This window comes from Chthonomonas sp., assembly GCA_016788425.1.
Classification (GTDB): Bacteria; Armatimonadota; Fimbriimonadia; order Fimbriimonadales; family Fimbriimonadaceae; genus JAEURQ01.
In genome coordinates, this window is record JAEURQ010000004.1 from 579,032 (window position 1) to 597,757 (window position 18,726).

General features: G+C 60.7%; 16 protein-coding genes. 8 read left to right on the forward strand and 8 right to left on the reverse strand.

Annotated elements, in window-relative coordinates; all coding sequences use genetic code 11:
- Positions 1-6: 6 nt before the first annotated feature.
- Genes JNJ45_12595 through JNJ45_12615 form a run of 5 tightly spaced genes read right to left on the reverse strand, consistent with a single transcriptional unit; the run spans position 7 to position 5,161 of the window.
- The gene (locus JNJ45_12595) at positions 7-1,452 is read right to left on the reverse strand and encodes a UDP-N-acetylmuramoyl-L-alanyl-D-glutamate--2,6-diaminopimelate ligase (GenBank protein ID MBL8049510.1); all 1,446 of its coding nucleotides are present in this window, start codon (positions 1,450-1,452) and stop codon (positions 7-9) included.
- A gap of 5 nt (positions 1,453-1,457) precedes the next feature.
- Positions 1,458-3,317, reverse strand: a complete 1,860-nt coding sequence (locus JNJ45_12600; GenBank protein MBL8049511.1) for a penicillin-binding protein 2 — start codon at positions 3,315-3,317, stop codon at positions 1,458-1,460.
- Positions 3,314-3,730 carry a hypothetical protein gene (locus tag JNJ45_12605; protein ID MBL8049512.1) on the reverse strand — a complete coding sequence of 139 codons (417 nt, stop codon included), beginning with the start codon at positions 3,728-3,730 and terminating at the stop codon, positions 3,314-3,316. Before JNJ45_12605 ends, JNJ45_12600 begins: the two co-directional genes overlap by 4 nt.
- A complete protein-coding gene (rsmH, locus tag JNJ45_12610) occupies positions 3,714-4,646 on the reverse strand; it encodes a 16S rRNA (cytosine(1402)-N(4))-methyltransferase RsmH (protein ID MBL8049513.1) in 933 nt (310 codons plus the stop codon). The genes JNJ45_12605 and rsmH overlap by 17 nt, the downstream gene beginning before the upstream one ends.
- Positions 4,643-5,161, reverse strand: a complete 519-nt coding sequence (locus tag JNJ45_12615; GenBank protein ID MBL8049514.1) for a hypothetical protein — start codon at positions 5,159-5,161, stop codon at positions 4,643-4,645. Before JNJ45_12615 ends, rsmH begins: the two co-directional genes overlap by 4 nt.
- Positions 5,162-5,513: 352 nt before the next feature.
- On the opposite strand from JNJ45_12615, the gene purF reads away from it, so the two are divergent.
- Complete coding sequence (gene purF, locus JNJ45_12620) at positions 5,514-6,932, forward strand: amidophosphoribosyltransferase (GenBank protein ID MBL8049515.1); 1,419 nt, start codon at positions 5,514-5,516, stop codon at positions 6,930-6,932.
- Here the strand turns inward: purF and JNJ45_12625 are convergent.
- Complete coding sequence (locus tag JNJ45_12625; GenBank protein MBL8049516.1) at positions 6,929-7,426, reverse strand: NUDIX domain-containing protein; 498 nt, start codon at positions 7,424-7,426, stop codon at positions 6,929-6,931. The genes purF and JNJ45_12625 overlap by 4 nt on opposite strands.
- The gene (gene lepB / locus JNJ45_12630) at positions 7,423-7,890 is read right to left on the reverse strand and encodes a signal peptidase I (protein ID MBL8049517.1); all 468 of its coding nucleotides are present in this window, start codon (positions 7,888-7,890) and stop codon (positions 7,423-7,425) included. The genes JNJ45_12625 and lepB overlap by 4 nt, the downstream gene beginning before the upstream one ends.
- A 97-nt stretch (positions 7,891-7,987) precedes the next feature.
- Here lepB and JNJ45_12635 point away from each other — a divergent pair, with 97 nt between their 5' ends.
- From JNJ45_12635 to JNJ45_12645, 3 genes are read left to right on the forward strand one after another with little or no spacing between them, the layout of a single operon-like run.
- Positions 7,988-8,512 (forward strand): DUF4446 family protein, encoded by a 525-nt coding sequence (locus JNJ45_12635; protein MBL8049518.1) that lies wholly within the window; start codon positions 7,988-7,990, stop codon positions 8,510-8,512.
- Positions 8,509-9,102, forward strand: a complete 594-nt coding sequence (locus tag JNJ45_12640; GenBank protein MBL8049519.1) for a sigma-70 family RNA polymerase sigma factor — start codon at positions 8,509-8,511, stop codon at positions 9,100-9,102. Before JNJ45_12635 ends, JNJ45_12640 begins: the two co-directional genes overlap by 4 nt.
- Positions 9,103-9,120: 18 nt before the next feature.
- Positions 9,121-9,960 (forward strand): hypothetical protein, encoded by an 840-nt coding sequence (locus tag JNJ45_12645; protein MBL8049520.1) that lies wholly within the window; start codon positions 9,121-9,123, stop codon positions 9,958-9,960.
- Here JNJ45_12645 and JNJ45_12650 read toward each other — a convergent pair.
- Positions 9,924-10,823: a hypothetical protein gene (locus JNJ45_12650; protein MBL8049521.1), complete on the reverse strand. Its 900-nt coding sequence runs from the start codon at positions 10,821-10,823 to the stop codon at positions 9,924-9,926. The genes JNJ45_12645 and JNJ45_12650 overlap by 37 nt on opposite strands.
- A 195-nt stretch (positions 10,824-11,018) precedes the next feature.
- Here JNJ45_12650 and JNJ45_12655 point away from each other — a divergent pair, with 195 nt between their 5' ends.
- From JNJ45_12655 to JNJ45_12670, 4 genes are all read left to right on the forward strand, one after another.
- Positions 11,019-11,513 (forward strand): sigma-70 family RNA polymerase sigma factor, encoded by a 495-nt coding sequence (locus JNJ45_12655; GenBank protein MBL8049522.1) that lies wholly within the window; start codon positions 11,019-11,021, stop codon positions 11,511-11,513.
- Between the two features lie 397 nt (positions 11,514-11,910).
- The gene (locus tag JNJ45_12660; protein MBL8049523.1) at positions 11,911-13,065 is read left to right on the forward strand and encodes a hypothetical protein; all 1,155 of its coding nucleotides are present in this window, start codon (positions 11,911-11,913) and stop codon (positions 13,063-13,065) included.
- Between the two features lie 35 nt (positions 13,066-13,100).
- Positions 13,101-14,156, forward strand: coding sequence for an Mrp/NBP35 family ATP-binding protein (locus tag JNJ45_12665; protein ID MBL8049524.1), 1,056 nt, complete (start codon positions 13,101-13,103; stop codon positions 14,154-14,156).
- Between the two features lie 109 nt (positions 14,157-14,265).
- Positions 14,266-18,726: a hypothetical protein gene (locus tag JNJ45_12670; GenBank protein ID MBL8049525.1), complete on the forward strand. Its 4,461-nt coding sequence runs from the start codon at positions 14,266-14,268 to the stop codon at positions 18,724-18,726.

The following is an 18,726-nucleotide window of genomic DNA, read 5'->3' on the forward strand; positions in this document are numbered from 1 at the left end:
AAGTCTTCACTGGGGCCTCCACTGGCTCAGGGCCTCGCGGGCCAGTTCCACGTCGTCCATCGGAATCTTCTCGTTCAAAATCGTTTGCGTTTTCTCGTGCCCTTTGCCGGCAATCACCACGATTTCGCCGACCTGCGCGGCGGTGACCGCGTGACGAATGGCGGCGGGGCGGTCAATCAGTTCAATCGCGTCGGTGCCGGGCTCAATGCCCTCGGCGATCTCGCGCAGAATCGTGTTCGGGTCTTCGGTGCGCGGGTTGTCGCTGGTCAGCACGACCCGGTCCGCCCACTCGCTGGCGACAGCCGCCATCAGCGGCCGCTTCGTGCGGTCGCGATCGCCACCGCAGCCGAACACCACGGCGACACCCTTGGGATTGAGGGCGCGGGCAGAGCGCAGCACTTTTTCGAGCGCGTCGGGTGTGTGCGCGTAATCCACAATCACTTCCGGTCCGCCATCGGCGGGCACCGCTTCAAAGCGTCCGGGCACGGCTCGCACCTGGCTGAGCGCGTCGGCGACCGCCGATGATTTGTAGCCCAAAGCAAGCAGAATCCCGGCGACCATCTGGAGGTTTTCGACATTGAAGGTGCCGCCCACCGGCGCGGCAAACGCGTGCCCCTGAAGCGAACCCGAAATCGAGCTCGCGCGGACCTCGTTGACGACCAGCGGGTTCGACTCGCGGGGGCTCACGCGATGGACGCGGGGAAGTGTGTTGGCCCAATTCGCGCCGACCGGGTCATCCACATTGAGGACGGATTCGAACGCCGGGTTGCTCGCAGGGCCGACCTCGGTGAACAGCCTGCGTTTGGCCGCGGCGTACTCCTCAAGCGTGGCGTGGTAATCCAGATGATCCTGCGAAAGATTGGTGAACGCGCCAACCTCAAACCGCATGCCGAGAAGTCGCTCTTGGTCGAGCGCGTGGCTGCTCACCTCCATCGCCAGATGCGTGCATCCGGCGGCTTGCGCATCGGCCAGCAGCGACCACAACTCGACGGGGAACGGCGTCGTGTTCGCGAGTTCGCGAATCTTGTTGCCGATCTTCAATCCGAGTGTGCCCAAATAGGCACAGTTTTCACCCAACGAAGTTAGGCATTGCTGGAGTAGGTAAGCGCAAGTCGTTTTGCCGTTGGTGCCGGTGATGCCGATCACCCGCATCTTGGCCGAGGGATCGCCGAGGACTGCTCGCGCGAGCAAAGAAATTTGCCCCACAAACCCATCGGGTGACAGCGCAAAGATCGGCCCAGAGTCGGCCAGAGCGGGGTCGTTACACACCGCCGCTGCCGCGCCTCGGCGCAACGCTTCGGCGATGAACTCGCCCGCCCGATCGCTGGGCATGGCGACAAAGAGGTCGCCGGGCTGCACCCGGCGCGAATCCGCACAAATGCCCGAGACTGCGACATCCGGCACCGGGGATACCGGGCGGCAGGTTGTCGCAGTGAGGTCGGGCAATTGCATGGGGATTACTTGCTTGGCTTCATTGTATCTGCGGGCAGGGTTTGGCCATTCCACATGGCCACGACCGAATCCATCGCCATTTGAGTAAGGGCGAAACTTGCTTGCGTGTCGGACTTGCTATCCATCTCGCGCGCCTCGGCGATGTCCGCCGCGGTCTGCGGCTTAATGCGGTACTTCTGAATCAGGCTCCGCGCGATCTCGCGGAACACCGGACCGGCCACCGAGCCGCCATAGTAGCTACCCGCTCGAGGATCGTCGATCATGACCAAGACCACGGCGCGGGGATTCGTCGCCGGCACGAAGCCGACGAAGTTCGAGACGTAACCACCGTTCTTGGTGCCCTTCTTTTCGGCGGTACCGGTCTTGCCCGCGAGGCGATATCCCGGAATGATCAGGTGCTTGCCGGTTCCACCTTTGTGGAAGACGGCTTCCATCAGCGTCAACACGTAGTCGGAAGTGGCCGCGTTGAAGAGCTGCTTCGGCGCGCGGTTCGGCTGCTCCACGCCGTCCACCGACTTGATCAGCCGCGGATGCACTTGCATGCCGTGATTGCCGATGGCGCTGAACGCAGAAAGAAACGCGATTGGAGTGGACTTAAAGCCTTGGCCGAAGCCCATGACCATGGTCTGCGCGATCGAATCATCCGAGGCGTCGTAAGCCCCGTGGGCCTCACTCACCACACCGATGTTGACCTTGCTGGTCAGTCCAGAGCGATCGATGAATCCGCGAATTTTCTCGCGGCCCATGCGAATCGCCCAGGTCGCGGCGAGCACGTTGGAGCTTTCGGCGATCGCCCGCTCCTGCGAAACCTGTCCGCTCACCGCGTGCGAGTCGGAAACCGTGATGCCCTTGTACGTGAGCGAACCCGAGCTCGGGATGGTTTCGCCAACCTGCGCGCTCCCATTTTGGAGCGCCTCGGCCAGCGTCAGAATCTTGAAGGTCGAACCCGGCTCGTAGGTCGCCATGTACGCAGGATTGTAGTCGCGCGCATTCTTGTTGACCTCAGGATCGAACGCGGGGAACTGAGCGCATGCCATCAGGTCGCCATTGCTGATATCCATAACCAGCGCCACGCCCGAGGTTGCCTTGTGCTCAACCACCGCTTTCTCGACAAACTGAGCCGCGACTTGCTGAAGCTGGGAGTCAATGGTCAGCACCATTTCGGCACCTTGCTTACGGTCAATTGACTGCTTGCTGCGCAGCGGCAAAAAGTTGCCGTCCACGTCGCGCATGCCTTCGCGCAGGCCGTCCACGCCGCGGAGTAGCTTTTCTTGACCCTGCTCCAAACCGCCTGAACCCTTTTCGGGCAGCGGCTTGTTGTGCTCATCGAGAATCGGCAACTCAGTTTTCGGGTCGAGTGGAGCCCGGACCAGGCCCAGAATGCCCGACGTGTCATTGCCGAGGGGGTACTCGCGGCGGGACACACGCTTGGTCGAAATACCGTTGGCGCGATACGCTTCCTTGATGCGCTCGACAGCCTCGCCTTGCGTGCTCGTGAGCAGCCGCGAGTAGTACACCGACTTGCGCTCGGAAGCGGCGGTTTCCAACTCGGCCGGGCTGATGCCCGCGGCCGCGCCAAGGTCGGCAAAGAGCGCTCGTGATTTGGGGATGTCGGCGAAGTTCACGCCGAATTCGTAAGCCGTTTCGGTGCGGGCCAGCACACGTCCGTCGGCGCTCATGATGGTGCCGCGCTGGGCGGCGAGCGTCTTGCTCTGCTTATATCGCCCCGCGTCATTCGCGAGTTTCTGAATCTTGCCGGAGGAAACGAGTTGCACGTTCACCTGGCTCAGCCCGGCGATCCCAAACAGGCCGCACATGGCGAGCGTGGCCCACTTGCTGCGCGAGTTTTCCTGACGGCGCTTCATCGCGGCTTCACCGTTGGTTGGGCATTGCTCGCTACGACGACGGTTTCGGGAACCTCAGCGATGGCGGGCGGAATCAATCCCATAGCCGACGCGTGCTGATCCATGCGGCGGAAGTATTCGTCTTGCATGCTCGCCTGCATCGCGCGGATATCGCGCTCAGCACCCTCTTCCACGGCTCGCCAGTGCTTGGTTTCACGGCGCGAAATCTCAACGAACGAAAAGGCGGCCACGGAGGCAAACATCCACGCGATGAGGAACGTCACGAACGGCGCCTTCCACGCCGGGTTGACGGTGGATTTCACCGCCTTCTTGCGGACGGCCGGCTTCCTTTTGGGAGTCGGGCGCGCGGCGGATTTCGCCGTGCGGCGAGGGGCGGGTTCGGGTTGATCTTCGTACTTACGAGCGGCGCTCATGATGTCCTTCCTGGTTGAGAATTGCCTTGCGGCGGAGGGCGCGCAGCTTGCAACTGCGGCTCTTGCTGTTGTTCGCCACCTCTTGTGGCGAAGGCACCAAGGGCTTCTTGGTGAGGATTTCAAATTCTTCGGAGTTCAGGCCGCGAAACGCCACCTTGGTCGCGCGATCTTCGCCGCTGTGGTAGCTCAGCACGACCATCACGCCGTGAAGAGCAAGGCTTTGCGCGGCGTCTTCGATGGCTTCTTCAAGGCCGTCGAGTTCGACGTTCACGTAAATGCGAACCGCCTGAAACGTGCGGGTCGCCGGGTGAATGCGCTTGTCCCGCATCGCCGGAGGCACCGCCGCCATCACACAATCCACCAAGTCTTGCGTCGTCGCTAGCGGCGTGACCTTGCGGCGATCGACGATGACCTCGGCAATGCGCTTGGCCCATCGCTCGTCGCCGTACTCCTTGAGCACGGTTTCAATCTGCCGGACGGTGGCCGTGTTGAGAAACTCCGCCGCGGTTTCGCCTTGACTGCGATCCATGCGCATGTCGAGCGGTCCCGGCTGCAGGAAACTGATGCCTCGCGCGGGGTCCGTGATTTGCGCGTTGTTCAGACCCAGGTCGAGGAAAATGCGGTCCGCGCCCGCCGCGCCCGCGTACTTGCGCACGAACTCGGCCAGATCGCGGTAATCGGTATGGACGAAGTGGGTGGTGACGGCGACCTCGGCGAGGCGTTGCTTCGCCTCAGCTAGCATGGTTTCATCCCAGTCGAGCCCGATAAACGTGCCGCCGGGAGCGATGCGCGCGCAGAACTCGCGGGCGTGACCCGCCAAACCAAGAGTGCCATCCACCACGGTCATTCCGGGCTTCAGGTCAAAAAGCTCCAGCGTTTCGCCGAGCATCACCGGGACATGCGAAAGGGCGCTCATGCTTGCGCCTCGCGGGCTGCAGCGGCCGCGTCGCGAGCGGCAAGCTCGTCCCACAGCGTTTGGAATTGGTCGCGCTCCGCCTTGCGGTAGGCGTCGGGGTACTTCTGGAATTCTTCCCAGTCCGAAGTGCGCCACACGTCCATGCTGCCGCCGAGCCCAACCACGGTGAGCTTTTCGCCGGCCAGGAGCTTGAGTTGTAGTCGCGAGCGCGCGGGCAAGAGCATGCGCCCTTGCGAATCGATGCTCAACCCTTCTTCGGCGCGGCCAAAAAATTGGCGCAGCATTTGTTCGCGCTTGGGGTCGAATGCGGCGCCGCCCAAAAGTTGGTTGACCACCTGGTTCCAGCGCCAAGCGGGGAAGATGGTGAGACAGTTCTCCGGGCGGAGAACGCAGGCGAATTCTTCGGTGAGGGCGGCCGCCTTTTTGGCGGTCAACTGGACCCGGCCGCGATCATCCAACGACACTTCTTCCGTGCCGAGAAGCCTTTTGCCGGCTATTTCGATGATCGTGCTCATATCCAAGTTCGGAACCCTCTAAGATGGCGAGAGTCGGTTCGCATCCTTGCTACCGACTCCCAATATTTTGGCGGGCCCCAACGACCTTGCCGGGAGTTCCTTCTCCGTGACTACATAGTAACAGCACATTAGGGCAAAGTGGGCCACCATGGGCCATATTTTGGAAAATTGCCGAAGGATTCCACCAATATTTCTGAGTTAAGTAGACATAAGAAAACTTAAATATGAGATTCTCATGACAAGTACTTCGCTGAAACTTGGCGATACGTTAATTATGGACCAGATGTGGAGTAGAATGAAAGCAAGATCGCCGGTCCGGGCCCCACACCACCGCGCCAGATATAATGAGCGTGTGAACGACTTGGGTTGGGATCACCCGAAAGAGGAGTGCGGCGTCTTTGGCGTGTTCGCCCCCGGGCTCGAAGCCGCGCGGCTTACTTTCTTCGGACTTTTTGCCTTGCAACACCGCGGGCAGGAATCCGCCGGGATTTCCAGTAGCGATGGCGTCAACCTGTTCACGCGCAAGGATATGGGGCTCGTCGCCCAGGTGTTTACCGAGGACGATCTTCTGCACCTCAAGGGCCACCTTGCCATTGGCCACAACCGGTACAGCACCACCGGGTCGAGCAAGCTCCTGAACGCGCAACCGATTTCGTGCATGACACAACTTGGCCAGATTTCCGTCGCGCACAATGGCAACCTGGTGAACGCGGGCGAACTGCGCGCCGAGCTGCAGGCCGAAGGCATCCACTTCGACGGCACCAACGATTCCGAGGTCATCGCGAAGCTCTTTCACAAGTTGCTCGGCGAACTCAGCCCGGTCGAGGCGACTCGCCAGATCATGGGCCAAATCCGCGGCGCGTACAGCTGCGTCGTGCTTCTCAAGGATCAGATTCTGGGGTTCCGCGACCCGAACGGTGTCCGTCCGCTCGTGGCCGGGCGAGTAGCCAGCGGCCACATGCTCGCCAGCGAAACCTGCGCGTTTGCGCCGGTGGATGGGGAAGTCACGACCGAGGTCCAGCCGGGTCAAATCGTCGTGATCGACGACCGGGGAATGCACATTCATAACGGCGTGGTGGCCGATCGGCCCGCCATGTGCATGTTCGAGTTCATCTACTTTGCCCGTCCGGATAGCCGGATGTACGGCACGAACCTCTACCTGGCGCGCGAGCGCATGGGGCAGGAACTCGCCAAGGAGCACCCGATCAACGCCGACATCGTGGTGCCGGTTCCGGATAGCGGGATCCCCGCCGCGCTCGGTTACGCCAAGGAGTCGCAGATTCCGTTCCGCGAGGGCATGATGAAGAGCCGCTATATCCACCGCACCTTTATTCAGCCCGACCAGCGCATGCGCGAGATGGGTGTGCGCATGAAGCTCAGCCCCATCCGCGAGCACATCGAGGGCAAGCGCGTGGTGTTGGTGGACGACAGCATTGTCCGTGCGACGACGACCAACAAGATTGTGCGGCTGATGCGCGAGAGTGGCGCGGCCGAAGTTCATGTCCGCATCACCGCTCCGCCGATTGTGCATCCGTGCTACTACGGCATTGACATGGCGCAGCGCGACGAACTCGCCGCCGCGAAATGGTCGATCGAAGAAATTCGGCAGCACCTCGGCGCGGACACACTGGGCTATCTCAGCATCGAGGGTGCGGTGCGCGCTGTCGGTCGTCCGATGGACGAGTTTTGCCTTGCCTGTTTCAATGGCGATTATCCGATCGCGGTGGACGCGGGCACGTCAAAAGCCGCCTTTGATAAGGCCGTTATCTAATCGCGATCGCACGGCTTAAAGCCGAGCTCGGTGCGGCGCGCGAGCACATCGCGGCTGTGGTGAAAGAGCTGTTCGGTCAGCGGAGTCCACAGATGGTAGATGTCGGGGAGCTCTTCCAGCGAGACGAGCTTGCGACCCCTGGATTCCTCGGGCATGGTGATCTCGACCAGTTCCTTGATATCGGCGACAAACACGTCGGCCCAGCGAATCTCGGTCTTCTCGCTGATGCGGTAACAACCAATGTACATCGGCTCATCCAGCAGAGCGCCGGCTTCTTCCAGGGCCTCGCGATGCGCGGCTTGGCAACTCGATTCGTCTGGTTCCACGCGTCCGCTGGGGATGCACCAACCGCGATCGCAGATGTCGCAGACCAGTACTTGGTCGTTCTGCCAGCAAAAGACAAGCGCGATGAAGGAGCGGAGCGGCGCCTTGTGAGGGGCCGGAAAAAACTCCAACGTTTGCCGTCCAAATTTGCCGCAGGGGAATCGCTTCATCGTTGAGGGACCACTTTTCCTACGACCCGATCGAGCGGCACCGGACCAAACGTGCGCGAGTCCTCGCTCTCGACCAGGTTGTCGCCAAGAACATAGAGGGTTCCGGTCGGCACGGTGTACTGCCCATTCTCAAAATCGTAGTTGCTGGGAATATTCAGAAAATCGACGGTTTCGCCGCCGAGGCGGTTCACGCGTTTGATCCAGAATTCGCCCGGCGTGGTGCCTTTGATCACAATCACGTCGTTGCGCTTAATCGGCCCCACCAGCCAGTACGCGCGGGTCGCCAGCAAGCGTTCCCCTTCGTGAAAGGTCGTCAACATGGACCGGCCCTTCACCTGAATCGTGAAAAAGTTTCGGTAGATGAAGATCACCGCAGCGAGCACGAACAGCATGATCACGCCGAAACCTCGCATTCTCGCGAGGAGCGACTTCTTGGTCGGGGGTGGGGGAGCGGCTTCGTCCATCGTCAACCTCTATTCTATTATCGGCGGTCCTTTGATTCTAACTTAACCAGACGTGCTAAAATTCTGAGCCGTCTCGGGCTGGCCGAGAAACTACCGTATGGGCGCTCTAGAAACCTTCGCGAAGCAGAATCTCGGCGTCGTTACCGCCGCCCTCCTTATCCTCACCCTCGCGGCACTGGTGCTCGCGGCGGTCGGATTTAGCAACGCGGCCAAAACCCGCAAGCAGTTGCGATCGTTGCTGGATGGGGTGCGCGGCGAAACTCTAGAGCAAATGCTGCATGCGCACATGCGCGAGCGAGCCGAGCAAGCGGCGACTCTGGCCGCGCACGCCAAGGCTCTTGAAACGTTAGAATCCAAAATGGAGTCTTCGAAGCGTTACCTGGGCGTGGTTCGATACAACGCCTTTGACGATGTCGGCGGCGACCAGTCGTTCGCCTTGGCTCTGTACGACGAAACCGGCCATGGCGCGGTGATCTCCAGCGTGGTCGGCCGATCGAACGCCCGCGTCTACTGCAAGGAGATTGAAGGCGGCCAAGCCAAAAAGGATTTGAGCCAGGAAGAGCAGGCCGCGCTTGAAGCGGCAGCACGAAACCGCGCGCTTGCGCGTCAATCAACAAAATGAGCGACAACACCACCGACGATCTGGTGCTCATCGAACGTTCCCAACGGGGCGATCGAGCGGCATTCGATCAGCTCGTGTGGAAGTACCAAACTCGCGCCTACCAGTATGCCTATCGCCTGACGCAGGATTCGGAGGCCGCGTCCGACATTGTGGCCGACGCGTTTGTGCGCACCTACAATGCGCTGCCGAATTTCCGCGCGCAGAGCGCATTTACGACTTGGCTCTACCGCATCGTGACCAATTGCTATTTGGACATGCGCAAGAAGGATCGTAACCGCAAGACGGTGAGCCTCGATGCGCCGGTCGGCGACGATACCGACATGACCTTGCAGGTCGAATCCGACGATGACGGCCCCGATGTGATTACCGAGCGCAATGCCCGGGAGCGGCTGGTTCAAAAGGCTCTGCGCCGCATGCCCGAATATCAACAAACCATGCTCACGATGTTTCATATCGAGAACCGGAGCTACGAGGAAATCGCGGAAGTTCTCGACCTGCCGATCGGCACCGTCAAGAGCCGCCTCAATCGCGCTCGCCTGAGCCTTAGGGAGCATTTGTCGGAGAATTTGGAACTTTTCGATCTGGCCTGAAGTCAGAATGCGCAAGCTATGAACTCAAGCAAAGCAAGAGAACATTTTTCGGACTACTACGAGGGGTCGCTCGACGCGCACCTGCTTCGTGGTTTTGAGGCCGAGCTTGAGCGCAACCCGACCTTGCAGCGCGAATGGTCGCAGTTTGTCGAAGCCATGGAAAGCTTGAACGAACTCCGCGACGTACCGGTGCAAGTCCCCGCCGATCTCAACGAGCGCATCAGCATGCGCCTGGATCGCCATATTTGGGAAGCCAAACAAGCGCCGGAGAAGGTGAGTTTTCTCAGCGGCTGGTGGCGATCGCTCGCTCTGGGCGGAGTCGCGGCCACCGCGCTTGTCGCCACGTTGCTGACGCTCAACCAGCGTTCGGCGAACTACACGGCGGGCATGGGCGAAGGCCAATCTCCACTTTCGGTTCGCGCCGTTGGCGAAGACCTCGAAATCATCGCGCAATCGCGAAACTCCACGCGGCTCGTCGTTCGCGATGTGACGCATTCGACGGAGATCAAAGTGATCGAAGTCAATCGTCAACGCGTCCGAAGCGTCATTGACAATGGCGATGCGAGCGGCCGAATCATTTCGGTGTCGCTGGGCGATTACGACAAGACGTTGGTCATCGCGTTCCCGGGCACTGTGGAAGAGTCCCGCACATCAGGCTCGGTCGCGGAGTTCAGTATGGCCGTCGCCACAGCTCGCCGCGCTCCCGTGGTGGTCGATGTCAGCGATCTCGCGGCCAAGGTCACGTGGACGAGTGACCTTAAATCAATGAAACTTGAGGCGAAGCCGGTTGGCTTCCAAGTCCAGTCCCGTTCGGGGGTCCTTTATCTGGTCGCCGACGAGGACATAAGCGCCCGATAAGGAAGATTGGGCGTTGGTGAGAAGGCACGGTTGCGAATAGCGGCCGTGTTTTCGCGCATTTCCGCGAGGTTGGTCCACGCGATTTTGCCTACGAACAGCCAGTTCGCGTTGTCGCGAATGCGCTTTGATGCCGGGGCGAGGACGCGATCGATGTCTTCAATCTGTGTGCGATCATCGCTGATCAGTTTTCCCAAGTGACCATAAACTTCGGCGAGCTGACCCTGCGGATCGACGTCGATCAGCGAAACCCACGCCAGCAAATGATTACCGAGGAGCCGAGACTCGGCTTGGCCCGGCCCGAAGGCAAGAATCGGGGCGCGAAGATTGTCGTCAAGCCCGTCTAAGATCGGACCGAACCGGCGAAACATACGATTGCGTTCGGCAAGGGTTGCGGCGTAGGTGCGCAGGTCGCAGTTTTCCACCGCGCGAGATACCCGTAGGCTCAACAGCAACGTGTTAGCGCCGGTGTCCATTCGGCCCGCCTGAAACTCTGTGAGAGAGCACGCGGCGAGCGACGCCGAGAGGTATTGCCTCAGGCTGAAAATCTGCGCTTTCGCTCCATCCAGCGAGGTGTCGCCGGGTCCCTCGCTTTCGCAATCCAAAAGAATGCCCGAATCCACCCCGTCTGCCCACAACTCGGCGACCGGTCTGATTTCGTCCAGCGGCGGCGGCTTTCCGTCGTACTTGCGCTGCAGTTTTCGCGCCGCACGCGCCGGCTCAATGTACATCGAAATGGCGGCATGGCCCTTGGCCGAGAGTTCGCGAGGACGAAAGTCGGATTGGTCGGCGTCGCTGAGAATCACCGCGACCAAAAACACTGCGACGGCCACGAGCACTACGTGAAGCGTCGTGCGTGAGAACATAAATTGAAGTGTCGGACGACCGCGCGAGCCTGCGCAGGGTTCCGCCCCAGATTCTTTCTAGGGCGGAAGTACCATCACCCCTAGCAAGATGACCGATAATAAGGTTGTTCCCCGTTGGGGGTGCAAAAAATGAAAACTGAAATTCGAAATCTTGATTGGGAAGCACATTTGGTTCAAGAATGTCAAAGTGGGTCCATGACCGCGTTCGAGCTGATCGTCGATCAGTATCGGGCCATGGTCTACGCCCACGCCTTGCGCTTGCTGGCAAGTCGGGAAGACGCGATGGACGTCACCCAGGAAACGATGATCAAGGCGTTTCGCGCGTTGCCGAAATTCCAAGTGGGTCGTCCGCTGCAACCGTGGCTGTTGCGCATCTGCACCAACTGCGCCATGGACCTGCTGCGCACGCGCCGAGTCCGGACCGCGGATCTGGAGGCGTGCGAGTTTCAACTCGCCGATAACGCGCCCGGTGCCGAAGCTCAGTTGGAGGCGGAGTTCCAAGGCGACCTGATCCGTCGCGCTGTCAACCGCCTGCCGAGACTGTATCGCAAGATCATCTCGATGCGGCACTTCGAAGAGATGGAGATCAGCGAGATCGCCGAGCGGCTTTGCCGCCCGGAAGGGACGATCAAGAGCTGGTTGTTCCGCGCTCGCGGACGACTTCGACAGGAGCTCCAGGCGATGGCCTAACCCTGGGGAAAACCCGGCCAAAAGGCGACGCGCAAGCGTCGCCTTTTTTGCGTTCGCCGAAGAATATTCGGCCCATATTGCTAACTTTGGCGCAAGAGACCTATCTTCTGCAGGTTTTTTTACAGGGAATACGAATTCTCGGAAATGTGGCGTAGACTACTTCTGTCAGCTCTTACAGTTTTCTTATGGATCGCTCTACCCGCGATCCATTTTTAGAAGCCACGAGAGCAAACGGGGACATTTAGTAATTCGACCGGTCCATTCCGTTCCGCCGCGTGGCATGTGGCAATAGGGAGTGGGGTTCGGCCGGATATGGAGCTTGTTACACACCAAGACTAAACCGAGACCTCACCGTGGAAAACTCATCTACTCCCGACTTTCACCTGGCAGGTGGCTTTTGAAGCTCGCCACCAGCCTTGCGCTTTCCTCCCTTTGTTTCGCGGCATTCGCCCAAACCCTGTTTCAAACCGGTTTTGAGCAATCCGATGGATACAACCCCGGTCCGCTTGCCGGACAAGACGGTTGGTCCGATAACACGAGCACCGGCGAAGTCATCGCCGGGTTCAGCAACATGGGTCTGCAGTCGGCCCTTATCCCCATCGACGAGGTCGGCCTCGCGGGATCGTTGTGGCCTCAGGTCAGTTTCAACCCTTTTCAGGCGACCAACAAGTGGCTGCGGCTTGAGTGGTCGCAGTTTGCTCGCCTTACAAATCGGCAGGTGAACTCGGCCAACGCGACCACCATTGGTTTTGAAATCCGTTCTGGCGGCCAACTCATCGCGGGCGTCAAAGTCGCGGGTGGCACCGACACGGTCTGCGTTTACAATCGGGTAAGCGGCACCTACATGGCCACCGAGGCGGTCGCTCCCCGAGAGGGTTGGGTCAATTTTGCGATTCAGCTCGACGCGATCAATGGCCGGGCCACTTATTCGGTGGATCAAGCCGTGGTTTCGGCGGACGTGCCCGCGGGCATCGCCACCGGCGAGCTCGACGCGTTCCAGTTCGTGCTGAGCGATACTGGGTTCGAACATCTGTACGTGGACGATGTGAAGTGGCAAGCGGTGCCCCAACGCACCGTGGTGATGCGCACCAACTCCACGAGCGCGGCGAACCTAGAGCAAGTGGAGCACCTCATCAAGTTTCAGCAGCCCAGCGACGGCACCGTGGTGCAGATTACAAACGTAACGCCGACCGCCTTCACGCCGATGACGGTTGTCGCGCCGAACACGAGCGCGCAGCTTTGCATGCGAGTCAAGCCACGCGGCCACCTCTCGCGCTTGGTGAAGAACTTCTACAGCTGGTCCACCGCGAACCAAGCGCTCACCGATGTGTTCGTGGCCGGCGACATCACGAGCGACGACATTATTGACGTGGGCGATTACAGCGAGCTCGCTTTCGACTTCGATAAGAACGCGCTGAGCCTGGATTGGTTCACGCCGCGCGCCAATGGCGTTCGTCCGTGCGATAGCGACTTGACTCGGGATGGCGTGGTGGATATCTCCGACTACGATGTCCTCGTGTTCGCCTTCGACCTCACTGGCGACCTCCCGTAAGCCTCCACAGGTGGGGGCTGGTACCATGAAAGCACATGGCCCCCACCGTTGAGGATGTTCTTCAGTCGCTCCGCCAAGTTCAAGACCCCGATCTGCGTCGGGATATTGTCAGCCTCAACTTTGTCAAAGATGTCGTGGTCAACGGCGCCGCAGTGGCGTTCACCGTCGAACTGACAACTCCGGCTTGCCCGGTCAAAGAACAACTCGAACAACAGTGCCACGACGTGGTCGCGGCGCTCGAAGGCGTGAGCCAAGTCTCGGTCACGATGACCGCGCAAACCCGCACTCGCCAAACCGAAGCGGAAGACCTGATACCGCAAGTAAAGCAGTGCATCGCCATCGCCAGTGGCAAGGGCGGGGTGGGGAAGTCCACGGTCGCTCTCAACCTTGCCGTCGCGCTCGCCGAAACGGGTGCTCGGGTCGGACTCATGGACGCCGACGTTTATGGCCCTTCGATTCCGATGATGATGGGCACGCAAGGCGACCGCCCGTTCACGCGCAATCAGCGCATCGTTCCCATTGAGCGCTTTGGTATCGCCAGCATGTCGCTGGGCTACCTGATGGAAGAGGGCCAAAGCGTGCTTTGGCGCGGCCCCATGGTCGCGGGCACGGTGCGGCAACTTCTGGCCGACGTGGAGTGGGGCGAACTTGACTACTTGCTCGTTGATCTTCCGCCGGGCACCGGCGACGCGCCGATGTCGCTCGCGCAGTTGGTGCCCCTCACCGGAGTTGCCATTGTCAGCACGCCGCAAACCGTGGCCGCGAACATCGCCGGCAAGTGCGCCGCGTTGTTCCGCCGCCTGAATTCGCCGATCCTGGGCGTGATCGAGAATATGGCGGACTATGCCTGTCCAAATTGCGGGCATGAATCTCGCCTGTTCCGCGGCCTGAGCGGGGAAGAACTCTCGGCCAATCTGAAGGTGCCCTACCTGGGTTCGATTCCCCTGGATCCGGCGATCGGCGAGTCGCAAGAGTCGGGTCAACCGGCGGTGCTGACGTCCCCCGAAAGTCACCAGGCGAAAGCTTTCCGCGCCGTGGCCGGGCGGCTTGCCGCGCAGGCGAGTATAGTAACGTCTGCACGAGCCCAGTAAGCGGAAAGAATTTTGTAAAAATTCCATGCCATTTGCGTGGGGTAAGTCGTCAAACATACGTTAAGCACATGGTTTCGCCATGTGTTGGCTATAATTCGTGAATAAGGCAATGAGGGTCTCAAATACGGTTGGGAAATCGCTGGGTCGTTTAGTCTCCGGACTTTCGGCATTGGCGCTCGTGTCCGGTGCGTTCGCACAGATGCAAAGCGGGGTTGGTCTTCAGCCCGGCGGAAAGGCAGTAGGGGCGCCTAAGCCCAAACTCGCCGGTCCGGCATTTATGGAGAACCGCGGACAGTGGAACGAGGAAGCACTCTTTTTATCGCGCGGGTCCGGACAGGATTTCTGGGTTACGCGCACTGGCTACACCGTGAACGTGAGCGAGGCGGTTCAGAACCAGCTTCGCCCCGGCGAGCGTGGACCGCTCGCAGGAAAGCGCGGTCACGTGGTTCAAGTCTCGTTTGAGGGCGCGAATCGCAACCTCACCACAAGCGTGGCCGGGACAACTCGCCACAAATTCGACTTCGTCCACATCCTGAGTCCGCAAAATACGGTCCGCGGCGTGCAATCGCACAGCGAAGCGACCGTCAACGGGCTCTACCCCGGCATCAACGCTCGCTACTACACCGAGCGCGGCGTGCCCCGATACGACCTTGTTTTGGGCGCGGGCGCAGATCCGAGCCTGATCCGCATGGAAGTGAAGGGTGCCGACAGCCTCGACGTGACGGCCGACGGAACCCTTGTCATGGGGACCACGGTTCGCGAGATCAAGCAAACCGGCCTGTTCGCCTACCAAACCATCAACGGCAAGCAAGTTCAAGTGGCCGCCAAGTTTGTCAAGATTGGCAGCGACTCCTTCGGCTTTAAGCTCGGCAAGTACGACGCGACTAAGCAGCTCGTGATCGACCCTGTCGTCTTCGGGACGTATCTGGGTGGTGACGGCGCGGGCGCGGGTGCAAACGACCAAACCAATGGTGTGGTCACCGATGCCGCTAACCGCATCTACATCACGGGTACCACCGCCGCGATCGACTTTCCGATCCTTGCGGGTCCGTGGGGTCCGAACCTCGTTGCTCCCAACGACGGCTTTGTGGCCGCGATTGATGGCGACGCTTACGACCAAGTTTACGGCGCTTACCTGGTGGGTAGCGGCGACAACGATAACTCGCAGTTCCTGAAGGTTGACCAGTACGGCAACCTCTGGTGCTCGGGTGAAACGAACTCGCTGGCCTTCCCGAGCGCCGCGGGCAACCGCCCGTCGGTCATCGGCTTCTTGCTTCGCTTCGAAGCCAACGCCCTGACGATTCTCGACCCGCTAACCAATCCGGTTGGTGGCAACGTTGGCTCGCTCACGGTGGACACCGACATCACCGGCTTTGGCATTGCTCCGCGCAACACGCCGACCGGCAATGTGGACCTGATTTTCGCGGGTAACACCACGGGCGCAGTGCTGGGGATCACCGATCCGACACCGGCGCTGATGAACGGCTTCATTACTCGACGCACGTTCAACCCGACGACCGTGTTCCTGGCTAACCCGACCGGTTCCTGGATTGGTTCGTCTTCGGCGGACATGATCACCGGTATGGCGGTCGGCGGCGACGGTGGCGCGTATGTCACTGGCGTCGTAGGTACGGCTGGCCAAAACGCGATCCTTTCGCCGTCGAGCACGATTTTCGCGACGACCTCGCCGACGATCCCGAACGGGACCGTTCTGCGTGGCGTTGACTACTTCGTCCGCAAGTACGCGGCCAACGGCTCCGTGGTTTACTCGGGCGTCTTTGGTTCGAGTGGCGACGAAGACCCGGCCAACTTCACCCCGACGGGTGTGGCGGTCCTCAACCCCGGTCTCGGAACTCAGTTCCCGGCAATCGCCGTGGACACGCTGGGTTCGGCCTACATCTCGGGTGTCGCCGCTGGGTTTAACTTCCCCAAGACGCGCGACTCGTTCCTTGAAACCTTCAACGCGGGCACCATTACGCTCACGAAGATTAATCCTTCCGGGAACCAATTCCTGTATTCGACGAGCCTCGGCACGAGCACTTCGGTTCCGACCGGCGTCGGTGTGGACCAACGCGGCAACGCCTACATTTCGGGCATCGCCTCGTGGGAACTCACCAACCCGTTCGCTCCGGCCCCGACGGCTCCGGGCTCCATCCGATTGACTCCGGTCGCTCCGGCGGTCCCCGGGCAAGAAACGGCAATTGACGCTGTCTATGATGGTGGCGATCGCACGTTCCCGCCGCCCCTCGGCCAACTGGTCTCGGGTCAAGAAGGCTTCATCACCGTTGTCAATAACACCGGTACCGGCCTCAACTTCAGCAGCTACCTCGGTGGCAACTTGGACGACGCCGCGGGCGGGGTTTACCTCGACCAAACGCAAAGCGCCTGGATCAGCGGCTACAGCAGCTTGATCACTCCGGCTTGGCTCACCGCCAACGCCTTTAAGACGGCGACGATTGGCGTCGGACCTCCCTTCGGCAACGACCAAGATGGCTTGATCCTGAAGTACCGCTTTGGTCTTCCGGTTCTGCAAGCGCTGATTCTCTCGGCCAACGAAATCCCCGGCGGACTTGGTGCGTTCGTGGATGGTCAAGTGCAACTGCGCGCTCCGGCTCCGGTCGGCGGCACTGTGGTCACCCTCCGCGTTACGAACCCTGCCGTGGGTCGCTTCACCAGCGAAACCGGTCCGAGCTCGATCCGCGTCACGATTCCTGAAGGGCAACAGTTTGCAAACTTCCAGGTGTTCTCGCGCCGAGTTCTGCAACCGACCTTTACCGACGTTCGCGCTGAGTTCGATAGCGACCTCCTCGTGACCCGTCTCAACGTTCGTCCTTGGCTCAACAGCCTCCAACTCAGCAGCCCGTCGGTTCGCGGTGGAAACCCGGCCAGCGGCGTTGTGACCCTCTTCGCCCCGGCCCCGGCTGGCGGCGTGGTGGTCAATCTGACGACGGATACGCCGAGCCTGATTAGCTTCCCCGCGCCGTCCATCACGGTTCCCGCGGGTCAGCAATCGGTGACGTTCGACATCGACACCAATGGCGTGGCCACCACGTCGGTGACGCAAATCTCGGTCAATGTCGAGGGCGTGGGTCAAACCGTGCCGCTGACGTTGCTCCCGGCAACCATTCTCGACATTTCGTTTAGCCCGACCGTGATCAACGGCGGCGAAACCTCGATCGGTACCATTCGCTTGGATGGCGAGGCCGTCAACGGCACTCGCGTCGTCCTCGACCAAACGGGTCTGCACAGCTCGGTTCCGAGCTTCGTGGACTTCACCAACGGTGAAACGCAAAAGACGTTCCAACTGACGCCTCCGCCGCTTACCGTGGGCGACCAAACGGTCACGATCACGGGCTCGCTGACGGGTAACACCGCCGTCGGAACGATCGTGGTCGAAGCGAACAACATCTCGGTGATGAATCTGTCGGCGACGAACGTCCTCGGCGGCACCGTAATCGATGGTTCGATCACTCTCGCACGACCGGCTGCGGCAAGCGGCTTCCGCGTGCCGTTGCACAACAACAATCCGGTTGCTGGCTCCATTGCCCCGCCGGTTGTGACGGTGCCTCCGGGAGCCACTTCGGTGAACTTCCAAGTGTTCACCAACGGCGTCTCGACAACGCAATCCATGACAGTCTCGTGCGACAAGGACGGCTACAACCGTAACAAGCGCGGCATCGTGGTGCGAGCACTCGAGTTCGACGTGGTGTTCAATCCGAACCCGGTCAAGGGCGGCAACACCGCCGTGGCCACTCTGACGCTCCGCAACGGCGAAGTCGCTCCGGCGGGCGGGATTCAACTCCTGCTGGCAAGCTCGGCTCCGTCGGTCGCCAATGTGCCCGGCACGGTTAACCTTCCGGCGGGCGCCTCGTCCATCACGTTCAACGTCACCACCGGTATCCCGGCGGACGACACCAACGTGACGATTACGGCGGGTACGGCAAGCGGCATCCAACGACCGTTCGGTCTGACCGTTAAGGGTATCGCGGTGCTCAGCCTCGCGATCTCGCCGAACACGGTTGTCGGCGGCGTCAACTCGATCGGAACGATCACCATCGACAAGCCGGCCCCGACGGGTGGCTTTACGGTGAACCTGTCGTCGAACAAGCCAGGGGTGGCCAACTCGGCGGCAACGGTGACGATTCCGTCTGGCCAAACCCAAGCGACCTTCTCGGTGGTCACCTTCCCGGTGAACTCGGTCCAAGTCGCGACGATCACGGCCACTCGTGGCTCGTTCGTCCAATCGGCCAACATCACGGTCAACCCGGCGACGGCCCAGTCGATCACGATGAACCCGACCTCGGTTCGCGGCGGCAACAACAGCGTGGCTACGGTCACTCTGTCCTCGCCCGCACCGGCTGGTGGACTCGTCCTGACGATCACGTCGAACAAGCCGCAATTCGTGAGCCACCCGGCCACGGTTACGGTGCCGGCAGGCGCAACCTCGGTTAACTTCACCATCAACACGACGCAGGTCACCCTGACCGTCGGCGTGAAGTTCACGGCAACCACCCCAGGTGGTAGCTTCGCCGAGTCGAACCTGTTCCTGACCCCGAACACCGGCGGCTAA

What these genes read in the sequence shown, in the direction of transcription:
- JNJ45_12645 (MBL8049520.1), top strand. Translation starts at nt 9,121, where the DNA reads ATGAACTCAAGCAAAGCAAGAGAACATTTTTCGGACTACTACGAGGGG.
- JNJ45_12600 (MBL8049511.1), bottom strand. Translation starts at nt 3,317, where the DNA reads ATGAAGCGCCGTCAGGAAAACTCGCGCAGCAAGTGGGCCACGCTCGCC.
- JNJ45_12665 (MBL8049524.1), top strand. Translation starts at nt 13,101, where the DNA reads ATGGCCCCCACCGTTGAGGATGTTCTTCAGTCGCTCCGCCAAGTTCAA.
- JNJ45_12655 (MBL8049522.1), top strand. Translation starts at nt 11,019, where the DNA reads ATGACCGCGTTCGAGCTGATCGTCGATCAGTATCGGGCCATGGTCTAC.
- JNJ45_12635 (MBL8049518.1), top strand. Translation starts at nt 7,988, where the DNA reads ATGGGCGCTCTAGAAACCTTCGCGAAGCAGAATCTCGGCGTCGTTACC.
- lepB (MBL8049517.1), bottom strand. Translation starts at nt 7,890, where the DNA reads ATGGACGAAGCCGCTCCCCCACCCCCGACCAAGAAGTCGCTCCTCGCG.
- JNJ45_12595 (MBL8049510.1), bottom strand. Translation starts at nt 1,452, where the DNA reads ATGCAATTGCCCGACCTCACTGCGACAACCTGCCGCCCGGTATCCCCG.
- JNJ45_12670 (MBL8049525.1), top strand. Translation starts at nt 14,266, where the DNA reads ATGAGGGTCTCAAATACGGTTGGGAAATCGCTGGGTCGTTTAGTCTCC.
- JNJ45_12625 (MBL8049516.1), bottom strand. Translation starts at nt 7,426, where the DNA reads ATGAAGCGATTCCCCTGCGGCAAATTTGGACGGCAAACGTTGGAGTTT.
- rsmH (MBL8049513.1), bottom strand. Translation starts at nt 4,646, where the DNA reads ATGAGCGCCCTTTCGCATGTCCCGGTGATGCTCGGCGAAACGCTGGAG.
- JNJ45_12615 (MBL8049514.1), bottom strand. Translation starts at nt 5,161, where the DNA reads ATGAGCACGATCATCGAAATAGCCGGCAAAAGGCTTCTCGGCACGGAA.
- JNJ45_12640 (MBL8049519.1), top strand. Translation starts at nt 8,509, where the DNA reads ATGAGCGACAACACCACCGACGATCTGGTGCTCATCGAACGTTCCCAA.
- JNJ45_12650 (MBL8049521.1), bottom strand. Translation starts at nt 10,823, where the DNA reads ATGTTCTCACGCACGACGCTTCACGTAGTGCTCGTGGCCGTCGCAGTG.
- JNJ45_12605 (MBL8049512.1), bottom strand. Translation starts at nt 3,730, where the DNA reads ATGAGCGCCGCTCGTAAGTACGAAGATCAACCCGAACCCGCCCCTCGC.